Annotated in this window: 12 protein-coding genes; all 12 read right to left on the bottom strand. The window is 75.4% G+C overall.

Annotated elements, in window-relative coordinates; all coding sequences use genetic code 11:
* Nucleotides 1–65: 65 nt before the first annotated feature.
* Complete coding sequence (locus ABZU99_RS09270) at nt 66–860, bottom strand: SDR family oxidoreductase (RefSeq protein ID WP_355942047.1); 795 nt, start codon at nt 858–860, stop codon at nt 66–68.
* The gene (locus tag ABZU99_RS09265) at nt 857–1894 is read right to left on the bottom strand and encodes a glycosyltransferase family 9 protein (protein ID WP_356049520.1); all 1038 of its coding nucleotides are present in this window, start codon (nt 1892–1894) and stop codon (nt 857–859) included. The genes ABZU99_RS09270 and ABZU99_RS09265 overlap by 4 nt, the downstream gene beginning before the upstream one ends.
* Nucleotides 1891–3345, bottom strand: coding sequence for a D-glycero-beta-D-manno-heptose 1-phosphate adenylyltransferase (gene rfaE2, locus ABZU99_RS09260; protein ID WP_356049518.1), 1455 nt, complete (start codon nt 3343–3345; stop codon nt 1891–1893). The genes ABZU99_RS09265 and rfaE2 overlap by 4 nt, the downstream gene beginning before the upstream one ends.
* A gap of 2 nt (nt 3346–3347) precedes the next feature.
* A complete protein-coding gene (locus tag ABZU99_RS09255) occupies nt 3348–3995 on the bottom strand; it encodes an SIS domain-containing protein (RefSeq protein ID WP_355942056.1) in 648 nt (215 codons plus the stop codon).
* A gap of 98 nt (nt 3996–4093) precedes the next feature.
* Entirely contained in the window at nt 4094–5338 is a 1245-nt protein-coding gene (locus ABZU99_RS09250; protein ID WP_356049516.1) for a glycosyltransferase, read from the bottom strand.
* Nucleotides 5335–6300 (bottom strand): glycosyltransferase, encoded by a 966-nt coding sequence (locus tag ABZU99_RS09245; protein ID WP_356049514.1) that lies wholly within the window; start codon nt 6298–6300, stop codon nt 5335–5337. The genes ABZU99_RS09250 and ABZU99_RS09245 overlap by 4 nt, the downstream gene beginning before the upstream one ends.
* Nucleotides 6297–7355 (bottom strand): glycosyltransferase family 9 protein, encoded by a 1059-nt coding sequence (locus ABZU99_RS09240; RefSeq protein WP_356049512.1) that lies wholly within the window; start codon nt 7353–7355, stop codon nt 6297–6299. The genes ABZU99_RS09245 and ABZU99_RS09240 overlap by 4 nt, the downstream gene beginning before the upstream one ends.
* On the bottom strand, nt 7352–7927 hold the full coding sequence (locus ABZU99_RS09235; protein ID WP_356049543.1) for an HAD family hydrolase: 576 nt from the start codon (nt 7925–7927) through the stop codon (nt 7352–7354). The genes ABZU99_RS09240 and ABZU99_RS09235 overlap by 4 nt, the downstream gene beginning before the upstream one ends.
* A gap of 144 nt (nt 7928–8071) precedes the next feature.
* A complete protein-coding gene (locus ABZU99_RS09230) occupies nt 8072–9115 on the bottom strand; it encodes a glycosyltransferase family 2 protein (protein WP_356049510.1) in 1044 nt (347 codons plus the stop codon).
* Nucleotides 9116–9138: 23 nt separating this feature from the next.
* The gene (locus ABZU99_RS09225; protein WP_356049508.1) at nt 9139–10821 is read right to left on the bottom strand and encodes a carbamoyltransferase C-terminal domain-containing protein; all 1683 of its coding nucleotides are present in this window, start codon (nt 10819–10821) and stop codon (nt 9139–9141) included.
* Nucleotides 10822–10869: 48 nt separating this feature from the next.
* Nucleotides 10870–11844 (bottom strand): NAD-dependent epimerase/dehydratase family protein, encoded by a 975-nt coding sequence (locus ABZU99_RS09220; RefSeq protein ID WP_356049506.1) that lies wholly within the window; start codon nt 11842–11844, stop codon nt 10870–10872.
* A 110-nt stretch (nt 11845–11954) separates the two neighbouring features.
* Complete coding sequence (locus ABZU99_RS09215) at nt 11955–13337, bottom strand: MFS transporter (RefSeq protein ID WP_356049504.1); 1383 nt, start codon at nt 13335–13337, stop codon at nt 11955–11957.
* Nucleotides 13338–13467: the final 130 nt, after the last annotated feature.

Below are 13467 nucleotides of genomic sequence, written 5' to 3'. Positions count from 1 at the left end.
CGCCGAGCACGGGGCGCCGCCCGCATGGGCCGACCCGCCCGCCTGGGCCGACCCGCCCGCCGGGGTCAGCCCCGGCGCCAGGCGTCGCTGTCGAGATGGGATCCGGCCATCGGTCCCATGCGGAGCATGCCGCCGTCGACGGCCCAGGAGGCACCGGTGACGTAGCCGGCGTCCGGGCTCGCCAGGAAGGCGATCACGGCGGCGACCTCCCGGGCGTCGCCCGGGCGGCCCAGGGGCACCCCCGGCCGGTGCTGGGTTCGGACGTCGATGTCCTCCTGGCCGGTCATCGGTGTGGCGATCTCGCCCGGGGCGACCGCGTTGACTCTGATCCCGTGCTCGGCCAGTTCCAGGGCCATCACCTGGGTGAGCAGGCCGAGTCCGCCTTTCGCGGCGCAGTAGGGTGCGGCGCCGACGCGCGGCTGGTGCTCGTGGACGCTGGTGACATTGACGATGCTGCCGCCCCCGCCCTGGCGGATCATGCGGCGGGCGGCGCGCTGCCCGCACAGGAACGGGCCGATGAGGTCGACGTCGAGGATCCGCTGAATGGTGGCGAGGTCGGCGTCGAGGAACGGGGTGGCCGTTCCGACGCCGGCGTTGTTGACCAGTACGTCGAGGCGGCCGAGCCCGTCGGCGAGCCGGTCGATCGCGTCGGCGGCGTCCGGGAGGCCGGTGAGGTCCATCGGCTCGACGACGGCCCGGCGGCCGGTCTCCCGGACCTCGGCCGCCGTCCGCTCGGCGCCCTCGCCGTCGTTGTACCAGGTGATGCCGACGTCCATCCCCTGGGCGGCCAGCCGTACGGCCGTGGCGCGGCCGATGCCGGAGTCGGCGCCGGTGACGACGGCGGCACCGGCCACGGTCATCGGTCGGCTCCGGTGAGCGTGCCGAGGGGGTCGGGGAGCCGGTTCACCGCCTCCAGCACCTCGGCCACGGTGATCCGCAGCAGCCGCTCGTCCGGGACGTCCCCATGGGCGTCCCCCGGCCGCGCCGCGTCGCTGTCCGGGTGCCACAGCACGCGATGGAGCGCGCTGGGCGGTGGCCCCCACAGCCGGGGGGCCACCGGGCCGAACAGCACGACCGAGGGGGTGCCCAGAGCGGTCGCCAGATGGGCCGGACCGGTGTCTCCGACGACCACGGCGCGGGCGCCCGCGGTGAGCGCGGCGAGGTCGGCGAACGGCACATCGGCGTCGCCTCCGAGCACGGCCGACCGGGGCAGCCCGGCGCCGCGGGCCACGGCGTGGGCCGACCGCGCCTCCCCGGCGCCCGCCGTGACGACGACCCGGTGTCCGGCCGCGCGCAGCGCGCCGCCCACGGCCGCGAAGCGTTCCGCGGGCCAGCGGCGGGCCGCGGCGTCCGCGCCGGGGTGGAGCACCACGGCGCCGGGCGCGGGCGAGGGCCGCTCGGGCGGGGGGACGCGCAGGTCCGAGGGGTCGGCCCGGATTCCGTACCAGGACAGCAGCCGGCACCAGCGGGTCCCCTCGTGCTCGTCGTCGCGCCACGCGGGCCCGGGGAGGTCCGGGGTGCCCGGGTGCGCGTAGGCGAACAGCCGGGCGGGGCGCAGTGCGCGCAGCGGCAGATGGCTGGGCGGGCCGTTGCCGTGCAGGTCCACCGCGACATCGGGGGGCGGCCCCGCCCAGTCGATCCGCCCGGGGACGCTCCGGCCGGGCGCGGACGTGGGAAGCAGCCGGTCGACGGCCCCCGTCGCTCTGGCTGCTTCCGCCATCCGGGCGGGTGCGGCCAGCATCAGCCGGTGGCCGGGGTAGGCCCGGCGCAGCGCCCGCAGGGCGGGGACGGCGGTGAGCAGATCGCCTAGCCCGAGGGCGCGCAGGACCAGCAGCCGCGGGTCGCCGGTGTGGCCGGTGTCCGTCAGCGGAGGGGCGTCCGTGCGTCGTGTCATCGGTCGGCCCGCAGCGGAGCGTCGCCGGGCAGGGACACCGGCGCGAGGGCGGCGCGGCGGGCGAGTTCGGTGGTGGAGCGGCCGTCCAGGTACGGAAGGACGAGGGCCTGGCCGTCCCACTCGCGCAACACGGCGGCCTCGGGCAGGGAGTCGGCACTGTAGTCGCCGCCCTTGACCCACACATGGGGGCGCAGCCGCCGCAGCAGCGCCTTGGGGGTGTCCTCGTCGAAGACGGCGACGGCGTCCACGCAGCCCAGTCCGGACAGGACGTGTACCCGGTCGGCCACCGGGTTGATCGGCCGGCCGGGGCCCTTGAGGCGGCCGACCGAGGCGTCGGAGTTGACGCAGACGATGAGGCAGTCCCCGGTGCGGCGGGCGTTCTGCAGCAGGCCGACGTGGCCGGCGTGGAGCAGGTCGAAGCATCCGCCGGTGGCGACGACCGTGCCGCCCCGGGCGCGGACGGCGTCGGCGAGGGCGTAGGCGTCGGTGGGGCGGCGGTCGCGCGTGCTCTGTCCCCGGGCGCCGCCGCGGGTCTGCCAGAGGTCCGCGTTCCCGGCGCCGCCCGCCGCGACGAACGTGGCGGACCGGACGACGGCCAGCTGGACCGCCTCCTCCAGGAGCCCGCCGTCGGCCAGCGCGCCGGCCGCGGTCGCGGCGAAGCAGTCCCCGGCGCCGCAGGGGTCGCCGGTGGCCCGCCTGGACGCGGGCACGTACATGGGGTTGTCGCTGTGCGGGAGGGTGAGGATGGCGCCGCGCTCGCCGAGGGTTACGGCGACGGCGGCGGCCCGCCAGCGCTCGGCGAGCCGGGCGCCGCGGCTGCCGTGGGCCTGCAGGGAGTCGGCCTCGCCCGCGTCGAGGTACGGGCCGGCCGGTACGTCGACGCGGTGCCGGGCCTCGGCGGCGTTGGGCGTGGCGAGCCGTATGCCGGGGACGGGCTCGGGGCCGCGCGGGTGCGGGTCCCAGACGACGGGCACATGGCGCGCGGCCTCGCCGAGGTACGGGCGCAGGACGGCCGCGATGCCGCGGCCGTAGTCGGCGACCAGGACGGCGCGGGCTTCACGGAGCGCGGCGACCACGGCCGGCCCCGCGTGGCCGGGGGTGCCGCCGCCGCGGTCGACGCGGACGAGCGGCCGGCCCGCGGCGCGGACCCGGGTCTTGACCGGAAGGGTGCCGTCCAGCGGCAGTTCCACGAGCGTGACATGCGGCGCCAGGGCGTCCCGTACGGCCTGGCCGACGGCGTCATGGCCCAGCGCGGTGACGAGGACGACCTCGCGTCCCTCGCGCGCGGCCAGGTAGGCGGCGAGCCCGGCTCCGCCGGGCCTGCTCCGGTCGCTGAGCACATCGACGACCGGCGCCGGGGCGTCGGGCGCCAGGCGGGTGGCCTCGCCGTTGATGTCCTGGTCGAGCAAGGCGTCACCGACGACGAGAAGCGGTCGCTGGGCGGCGGTCATGGCTACCTCCGGTCAGGGGACGGGTACGGGCCCGGGGCCGGAGCGACCGTCCGGCCGGTGATCAGGGGCTCGGCGGCGTCCGCCGCCGCGTCGAAGCTCTCGCAGAGCAGATGGAGGGCGACCAGGTGCGATTCCTGAATGGTCGCGGTCGAGCCGGAGCTGATGCACAGGGCCTCGTCGGCGCGCAGGGCGAGCGGATTGGGGCGCGGGCCGGTCATGGCCCATACCCGCAGTCCGGCGGCCCGGCCGGTGTCGGCGGCGGCCAGCAGGTTGGGGCTGCGGCCGGAGGTGGACATGAGGATCAGCACATCGCCGGGCCTGCCGTGGGCGGCGACCTGACGGGCGTACAGCTCCTCGAAGCCGTAGTCGTTGCCGATGGCGGTGGTGCTGGAGGTGTCGGCGTGCAGGGCGATGGCCGAGTACGCGGGCCGCTCGCGGTGGTAGCGCCCGACGAGTTCGGCGGTGAGGTGCTGGGCCTGGGCGGCGCTGCCGCCGTTGCCCGCGGCGAGCAGCCGGCCGCCGACGGGGAGGGTGGCGGCCAGGTGCCGGCCCCACTCGGCGACCTGCTCCAGGCCGTGTTCGCGGAAGCGGGCCAGAGCGTCCTGGAGCGCCTGGCAGTGAGCGTGGGCGGTGCGGAGTGTGTCGGTCATAACTGTTCGGGCCTGCCGGTCCCCGGGCGGACGGGGGCGTGGGCCCGTACCTCCCTCCCGCGGGCGGGGGTCACGGGACGAGTCGGCCGACGGGGCGTTCATGCCGCTCCCGGGACGGCCGCCGGGTGACGGGCCAGGACGTCGCGGTAGACGTCCTCGGTGGCCGCGGCGACCCGGTCCCAGCTGTAGCGGGTGAGGACGCGCCGACGGCCCGCGGCGCCGCAGGCCGCACGCAGCTCGGGGCGGGCGAGGAGCCCGGCGGCGGCCTCGGCCAGGGCGGCCGGGTCGCGCGGTGGGACGAGTCGGCCGGTGCCGGGGTCGGCCACGGTGTCGCGGTGGCCGCCGACGGCGGTGGCCACCACGGGTGTTCCGCAGCTCATGGCCTCCAGGGGGACGATCCCGAAGGGTTCGTAGTCGGCCGGGCACAGGACGATGTCGGCGGCGCGGAACAGGCTCGGCACCCGCTCGGGCGGCAGACCGCCGGTGAAGCGGACCCGGTCGGCGACCCCCAGATGGTGGGCGAGCGCGCGCAGCCGTCTGGCCTCCGGGTCCTGGCCCAGGCGGCCGGCCGGGGGGCCTCCGGCGATGACGAGTTCGGCGTCGGGCAGCAGGGCGAGGGCGGCGATGGACACTCCGGCTCCCTTGCGCCGTACCAGCCGTCCCAGCTGGACCAGCAGGGGCCGGCGGGTCGAGCGGGGCGCGACCGGCCCGCGCGGGGTGCACTGCTGGGGGTCGACGCCGCAGGGCACGACCGTTGTCCGGTGGTGGCCAAGGCCCATGGCGGCCAGTTCCTCAACCTCGTCGCGGCAGGTGGCGATGATGCGGTCGCAGCCCGCACCGACCGCCGTCTCCCAGCCGATCCGCTCCGGGGGGCTGCTGTCGGCGTCCTTTTGGTGGCGCCGTTTGACGGTGCCGAGCGCGTGATACGTGTGCGCGAGCGGCAGTGCGAGCGCGCGGGCCGCCCGCAGGGATGCGACTCCGGACATCCAGAAGTGGGAGTGGACCAGGTCGGGCGGCGTGTGCTGCCATTCGCGCTCCAGATACGCGCCGAACTGCGCCATGTACGGCAGGAGTTCGTCCTTGGGCAGTGCCCGGTCCGGCCCCGCGGGGACATGCCGCACCTCGACGCCCGCGCGCAGCCGTGTGCCGGCCGGCAGGTCGGGCGCGTCGCGGCGGGTGTAGACGCGGACGTGGTGACCGCGGTCGGCAAGCGCACCGGCGAGCCGGGCGACATGGACGTTCTGGCCGCCGGCGTCCACGCCACCGAGCACGGCCAGGGGGCTGGCGTGCTCGGAGACGAGCGCGATGACCAGTGGTGCGGGCGGGTCGTGACGGGGGATCATCGGGTCACCTCCTCCATCAGCCGCTCCCAGTCGTCGAGGAAGCGCTTGAGTCCGTACCGGTCAAGCGCCACCCGGCGGGCCCGCGCCCCGTCCTCGGCGGCCGCGGCCGGGTCGTGCAGATATACATGTGCCGCGCGGGCGAGGACCTCTGGCCGGGTGGAGAGCACACCGGCGCCGGCGGGCACCGCCTCGACGGCCTCCGTAGTGGCCAGGGCGACGACGGGCATGCCCAGGTGCATGGCCTCCAGGAGGGAGAGCCCCAGCGAGGTCCAGCGGACGGGGTGCAGATAAAGGCGGCGGCGCGCCATGGCCTGGTGCAGGCCGGCCTGGGGCAGTTCCTGGGCGCGGCAGCGTCCAGCGGGCAGGCCGAGCTGGTCGGCGAGCCCTTCAGTGCCCATGCCGAAGACGTCGAGGGGCGCGGCCTCGCTGAGCGCGGGAAGCAGGTCCGTGCCGGTGTAACGGCCGCGCCGTACCGGTTCGTTGACGACGAGCGCGGCGCGGGCGAGCTCGCCGGTGTACAGATGTCCGGGGTCGACGATGCCGTGCTCGATGACGGTGGCGGGGACTGCGCCGTTGTCCCAGAAGAGCCGGTTGAAGTGGGTGACGTGGACCAGCGTGAGGTCGTCCCGGCCTGCGCACGGGTGGCGGGTGCGCGGAACGTCTCCGTCCGGGGCGTTGTGCTCCAGATAGACGGCGGGCACCTCGCGCCCGGGGCGCCGGCCGCCGAGCCAGCGCTCGGCGAGCCGGGCCTCGTGCGGCCGCTGGAGGACGACGAGATCGACGGGGGCGTCCCGCAGTCGCTCGGGGGTGATCTCGGTGACGGAGTCGGGCCAGGAAAAGGTGCGGGCCCGGCCGCGCCCGTCGGGGCCCCGGCCGGGGAGGACAGGCACCAGGTAGCGGTGCGGGCCCTGGACGAAGGCCGTGGTCCAGGAGCCGTGCACATGCCAGAGAAGAATGTTCATGCGGTCGCCTCCGGACGGTCGTCGCGGGCTCGGCATGCCAGCAGCGCGTCCACCGCGGCGAGCACGTCGGTGTCGGTCACGGAGTCGAGACAGGGGTGGCCCGGTACGGGGCAGACCCGGGCGCGGCTGGCCGCGCACGGCGCCTCCTGGCGGCCGAGGAGACGGTGCGGGACGCGGTAGGGGGCCCACCGCTCGGCGGGCACGACGGGCGCGAAGAGACAGACGACGGGGGTGCCGACGGCGGCGGACAGATGGGAGGGCCCGGTGTTGCCGGTGACCACGACGCCGGCACCGGCGAGGACCCCGGCGAGCTCGGGGAAGCCGGTGCGGCCGCCGAGGTCGAGGGCGATGCCGTCGGCGACATCGGCCGTCAGCTCCTTTTCGGCCGGGCTGCCGGTGACCACCACCCGGTGACCCGCCTCGTCCAGGGCGGCGACCGCCCGGGCTGCCCGCTCGGGGCTCCAGGCGCGAGCCGGTACGGCGGCGCCGGGGTGGACGACCACATAGGGGTCGTCCCCGGTGAGCGGGGCCGTGTCGGGCAGCACGGTCAGGCGCAGGGCTCCCTCGTCGCCGGGCGGGAGGGCGAATCCGGCCGCCTCGGCGAGGTCGAGCGCCGCCCGCGCCTCGTGGTGGTGCGGCGCCCGCCGGTGCCGCAGATCGAGCAGGGTGCCGGGGTAGTGCTCGCTGTCCGCGGCGGTCCAGGGGATTCCGGCGAGCTTGAGCAGCAGGGCCGCCGGCAGCGGGCTCTGGTGGTACGAGGAGAGGATCAGGGCGCGGTCGAAGCGGCGGGCGGCGAGGGAGTCCACCAGGGCGTCGGTGGTCTCGCGCCGTACGGGCGGTGCCGAGAAGCCCACCCAGGGGGCGTTGTGGACCAGTACCTCGTCGACGCCGGGCAGCAGCCGGGCGGCCGGCTCGCCGAGCGGGCCGCACAGCATCGCGGTGTGCGCGGAGCCGGCGGCGACGGCGCGTACGGCGGGCCCCGCGAGCAGCACGTCTCCGGCGCTGTCGAGGCGGACGACCAGGGTGCGGGGCCCGGTGAGGTGGCTGCTGGTCAATGGTCACCTCCGGGGCCGGCGGATGCGCACAGCACGCCGCGTACCGCGGTCAGCAGGTCCGGCGCGGTCCGTTCGGCGGCGGCGATCTCCCCTGGGTGGGTCACCGGGGTGGGGACGAGCACCCCGCGCGCTCCGGCGGCGCGCGCCGCCGCCAGGTCCGCACCGATGTCGCCGAGCACCGCGGTCCGGCGCGGATCGACGCCCAGCGCGGCGCAGACGGTGCGGATCAGCCCCGGGGCCGGCTTGCGGCAAAGGCAGCCGTCGGCGGGGCCGTGAGGGCACACGGCCCGTACGTCGAAGGGCCCGAGCAGTTCCTCGAGGCGCTTGTGCACGGCCTGGACCGCGCCTCGGGTGAGGAGGCCGCGGGCGATGCCCGACTGGTTGGTGACCAGGCCGACGGGCAGGCCCCGGGCCCGTACGGCGTCGACCGCGGCCCGCGCGCCCGGCATGAGCCGCACGCGGTCCGGGTCGCCGTTGTACGGGACGTCGTGGATGAGCGTGCCGTCCCGGTCGAAGAGCACCGCCTCGGGCAGACCGGGCAGACCGGGCAGGCCGGGAGGGCCGAGAGGCACAGCCGGGCCGCCGCAGGGGCCGCGCCGCACACCCGGGGTGGACAGCCACGGCTCCCCTCCGGTGACCGGTGGGGCCCAACGGACTGCTGTGATGGACACCCGCCCCGAGTCTCCCGCAGACCGCATACTAAACGCGACAAAACGCTACATAGGTGTGATCTCGCCAATACCGGGCGTGGTCCCGTCCACGGCGGCCACCATCCGGTGGCGCACCAACCCGGCCAGCCAGTGAGCCGTGGCCACGGGCGGGATGAGGGCGCTGGTGACCACCATCGTGGCGATCTCGCCGGGCGTCGCGGGGCCCGGACGTATCCGGACGCGGGCGAACTCGGCCGTGCCCGCCAGCCACAACGCCGCGCCGCCCGCCGCCACCCGGCGCCGGCCCATGGCGGCGCCGACGAGCGCGGCGGCGCCTGCCACGGCGACCACCACATGCCGGGGCAGCCGGCCGCGCGGGGCGCCCGCCCTGGCCCACCAGTCGCGTCCGTGCACCCTGGTCATCAGCACGTCGTCGGCGTTCCCCGCCTGGGTGCGCACCGATACCCAGCGGTCGGCCGACCGCACGGGGTGGGCCGTACGCCGTGCGCCCGGGGTCAGCGTCCAGCCCGCGGCCATGATCCGCAGGGCCAGGTCGGCATCCTCACGGAAGGCGCGCGGAAAGCGCTCGTCGAAGCCGCCGACGGCCTCGAGCGCGGCCCTCCGGTACGCCATGTCGGCCGTGATCCAGCGGGCGGTGGCGAGCCCGGCGGTCGTGCGCTCCCAGTCGGTGGGCCTGCGGTCCGGCGGCAGCGGGACGGTGATCCGCCCCTGGACACCGGCCGTGCCGGCGCCCGCCGCCGCGAGGTCCGCGGCGAGGTCGGCCGCCCAGGTGGGACCGGGTACGACATCGTCGTCCAGGAAGACGATCCACTTCTCGCGCACCGACCGCCACCCGGTGTTGCGTGCGGCGGCGGGGCCCGCGGCGGGCCCGGAGACGGTGTCCACCACGTCGCGGAGCTCCTCGGGGACCACCAGGGGCAGCCCGGCGCAGTCGTCGAGCGGACAGTCGACGACGAGCACGATCCTGCGGGGGCGTGGCCCCTGTGCGTCGGCGAGCGCCCGCAGGCACACGGAGAGGCTGGAGCGGAGCACGGTGGGGATGACGACGGCGTACTCGGGTGCGGGGACCGGCTGCTGAGCGTCCTTCATACCTGGCTCCTCCTCCGTGGGCGCTACGCCTCCGGGGCCGTGGCCGTGGCCGTGTCCGGCAGGCCGCCGGCGAAGAAGGCGCCGCGCCGGATCACGAACGGCCCGATGGCCAGCAGGTCGACGGGAGCCGAGCCGAAGCACTCCAGCGCGTCGCGCGGATCGTCGACCATGGGCCGGCCCGAGGTGTTGAGGCTGGTGTTGACCACCACGGGCAGGCCGGTGAGCCGCTCGAACGCCCCCAGCATGCGGGCCACCAGCGGCTCAGCACCCGGGTCGACGGTCTGGATCCGGGCCGTGCCGTCCACGTGCACGACCGCCGGGATGCGCTCCCGCCACTCCGGCCGGACATCGTGGACGAACAGCATGTACGGGCTGGGCAGCGGGCCCTCGAAGATCTCTGCCGCGCGGTCGGCGAGCACCATCGGCGCGACCGGCCGGAACTGCTCCCGCCCCTTGACGTCGTTGAGCCGCTCCAGATTCCCCGACCGGCCGGGGTGGGCGAGCAGCGAGCGATGGCCCAGCGCCCGCGGCCCGTACTCGGAGCGCCCCTGGAACCACGCCACGATCGCATCGTCCGCCAGGGCCTCGGCCACCGTCTCGGCGACGTCGGCCGGGCGCTCGAACGGCACGGCGGCCGTCTTCAGCCACGCCTCCAGCTCGGCCTCCGACCAGCGGCGCCCGAGGTCGGCACCGGCCATCGGCGCGGGCCGGTCGCCGGCCTCCGCGGCGAGGTAGAGCGCACCGCCGAGCGCGGTGCCCGCGTCCCCGGCGGCGGGCTGGACCCAGACCCGGGCGAACGGGCCCTCGCGGGCGATACGGGAGTTGGCGACGCAGTTCAGGGCCACCCCCCCGGCCAGGGTAAGCACGCTGTCCCCGGTGCGCCCGTGCAGCCAGCGGACCAGCTCGAGCAGCGTCTCCTCCAGGCACGCCTGGGCGCTTGCCGCCATGTCCGCGTGCACCTGCGCCCACGCCTCGCCGGGTCGCAGCGGGGGGCACAGCTCGGCCCAGGGCACCCCGGCGGCATGGAAGCCGCCGTCGCCGGTGGCGTAGACGTACCGCCGCAGCTCGCTCAGCATCCGCGGGGCGCCGTATGAGGCCAGGGCCATCACCTTGTACTCATCGGAGGAGCGCAGAAAGCCCAGGTGCTCGGTGAGCTCCTCGTAGACGAGACCGAGGGAGTGGGGCAGCTCCTGGCCGTGGAGCGGCTCCAGCCGGCCGCCGACGCGGCGGGCTGCCAGATGCGAGGTGGCCTCGCCCCGGCCGTCGAGGACCAGGACGGAGCTGGTCTCGGCGCCGGGCGCGGCGAGCGCGCTGGAGGCGGCGTGCGCGAGGTGGTGGGGGACGAACCGCACGGCGTCCGGATCGAGCCCGGGCAGGGCGGTGCGCAGGAATCCGGGGGCCTGACGGGCATAGGTGAGCCGCAGATGGTCCCAGGGGTCGTTCAGGCCCATGCTGTCGGCCGGGTGGGCCAGGGCGGGGTCGAAGGAGTAGGCGACGGCGTCGAGGTCCTGGGGCCGCAGGCCCGCCTGCTCCAGACACCAGGTCGCCGCCCTACCGGGTAGCTCCCAGGCGGAGAAGGGCACGGGCCGTTTGCCGTGCTTGCGCCGCGAGAACCGCTCCTCCTCCGCGGCGGCCACGGTGCGCCCGTCGACCACCAGCGCGGCAGCCGGGTCGTGGAACAGGGCGTTGATGCCGAGAATGCGCATGGGCTGGCCTTTCGGCGGCCCGGGGCCGCGGCGAGGACGGGCGGTGACTCAGGCGGCGGCCTGCTCGCGGTACCAGTCGATGGTGCGGGCCAGCCCCTCGTCGGCGGGGACGACCGGCGCCCACTGGAGCTTGCCGCGCGCCAGCGTGATGTCCGGGCAGCGGACGGCCGGATCATCGGTGGGCCGCTCGACGAACTCCACGGTGGAGCGCGATCCGCTCAAGTGGATGATCTTGTGGGCGAGATCCAGCATGGTGATCTCGGCCGCGTTGCCGATGTTGACCGGTCCGAGCAACTCGGACCTCGCCATGGCGAGGACGCCGCGCACGGTGTCCTCGATATAGGCGAGCGACCGCGTCTGCCTGCCGTCGCCCGTGACCGTGAGCGGCTCCCCCGCCAGCGCCTGGCGGATGAAGGTGGGTACGGCCCGGCCGTCGTGACCGCGCATCCGCGGGCCATAGGTGTTGAACAGCCGGACGATCCCGGTGTCCGTGCCGTTCACCCCGGCCTCGGCGGTGGTCAGGGCCTCGCCGAAGCGCTTGGCCTCGTCGTAGACGCTGCGGGGGCCCACCGGGTTCACATTGCCCCAGTACCGCTCGGACTGCGGGTGCTGCTGCGGGTCGCCGTACGCCTCCGAGGTGGAGGCCAGAATGAAGCGGGCCCCGTGGCGGCGGGCCAGGGCCAGGGCGTTGCGGGTGCCCAGGCTGCCCGTCTCCAGGGTGTGCAGCGGCAGCCGCAGATAGTCGGCCGGCGAGGCCGGGGACGCGAAATGCAGGACGAGATCGGCCGGGCGCGCCACATCGAACGGCTCGGTGACATCGGCGCGCAGCAGGGTGAAGCCGGGGCGGTCCGCGAGGTCGGCGACGTTCTCGAGCCTGCCGGTGCAGAAGTCGTCCACGCACGTCACGGCGGCGCCCTGATCGAGCAGGGCCGTGCACAGGTGCGAACCGACGAAGCCGGCTCCGCCGGTGACCACGGCGTGCGACCAGGAGCGGACGGGGACGTTGGAGTCGGATCGCACCATGGCCGTTCCTTCCCTTCGCGCGATGGGCCCTCTCCGGTTACCCGCGCACTCAAGGAACAATCAGGACATCACGCTACTTACCGACGCTTGTCCGGCTATACGGCATCCGGTCAGGCGGTGGCCGGCTCCCCCACGGGCGCCCGCTGGGCGGGGATGCCCGCAGCGGCCGGTTGCGCCGGCGCGACCGACTCCACCGTCACCGGACGGGACCCGGCCCGGCGCCCATGGAGCAGCCATCCCACGCCGATCACACCGGCGATGATGAGCCCACCGGCGACCAGGGCGCCACGCACCCCCGCCCACTCCATGAGCAGCCCCAGCAGCGGCGGGCCCGCCAGCCCCCAGGCCGTCTGAGCGGTGGACCAGACCCCCAGGACACGCCCGCGCATACCGGGCGGCGGGTCGGTCTGGAGCACCGTGGTGCCGACCGTGTCGGAGACCGACTCCACGATCGCCATGGGAGCCACCAGCACCAGCAGCATGATCAGGCCGGCCGAGAACCCCGCCGCGACCTGCAGCAGCGCCCCGGTGGCGGCGAGCGCGCCGACCCACCGCACGGAGGGCCGCTGCATGCGCCCCGCCAGTACGGCGCCCGCGATGCCGCCCACGGCCAGCACGGTGGCCACGGTCCCGAACTGCTCCGAGCTCCCGGCCAGCGGGCCGGTGACGAGCACCGCCAGGGTCAGCTGGTAATTCCGCCCGAAGACGGCGCTCACCGCCGTGATCACCATGAGGCCGACAAGGCGCGGCCGACGCAGGAAGTAGGCCAGCCCCTCCCGGGCACCCATATCGGGCCGCCGCTCCTGCGGGTCGGGTGCGCGGGGCGCCGCGCCCGACCGGAGCACGAGACCGTCCCGAGCGACGGGCTTGAGGAAGGGGATGACCGCTGCCACGAAGAGGAACGAGAGCCCATTGGCCGCGTAGGCGGACGCGGTGCCGAGCGTCGCCACCGCGACACCGGCCAGCGCCACGCCGATGAGCCGTCCGGCGCTGTGCACGACGGAGCCCAGGGCGATCGCCGACGGTACGTCCTTGGTGGGCACCAGATCGTTGCCGAGCAGTGAGCAGGCCGGCGCGTCCACGGTGGCGATCAGACCGGTCACCGCGGCGAGGGCCATGAGCGAGACCATGTTGAGCAGGTCGAACGCCACCAAGGCGGCCGTGGTGAACGCGACGAGGCCGAGCGCCGCCTGACTGACGACCGCGGTGACCTTGCGTGGCCAGGCGTCCACAGCCGCTCCTCCGAGCACACCGAGGAGCAACCCGGGGGCGGCCTGTACGGACAGTGACAGCCCGGTGGCAGCAGCGGAGCCCGTGATGTGCAGCACCAGCAAGTTCTGCACGGTCAGCTGCATCCACGTCCCGATGTTGGACACCAGGTTCGCCGCCGACCACCACCGCATGCCGCGGTGGCGAAGACAGCGCCAGGGGGAACGCTCGCCCCGCTCGGGCGAGCGGGGCGTGGGTATCCAGGACAAGAGAGAGGAAGTCATCCGAAAGCCACGCCGGGTGCAGGTACAGGGCGGAAACAGTAGAGGGCAGAAAAAGAGCCCCTCTGCGAGGGCTCCGCTGACGACCGGCGTCTCGCCATGGGTCAGCAATGTGCCATGGTCACAGATCGCT

This window comes from Streptomyces sp. NPDC005266, from assembly GCF_040607655.1.
Taxonomy (GTDB): Bacteria; Actinomycetota; Actinomycetes; order Streptomycetales; family Streptomycetaceae; genus Streptomyces.
This window is presented reverse-complemented; position numbering and strand designations above follow the sequence as displayed.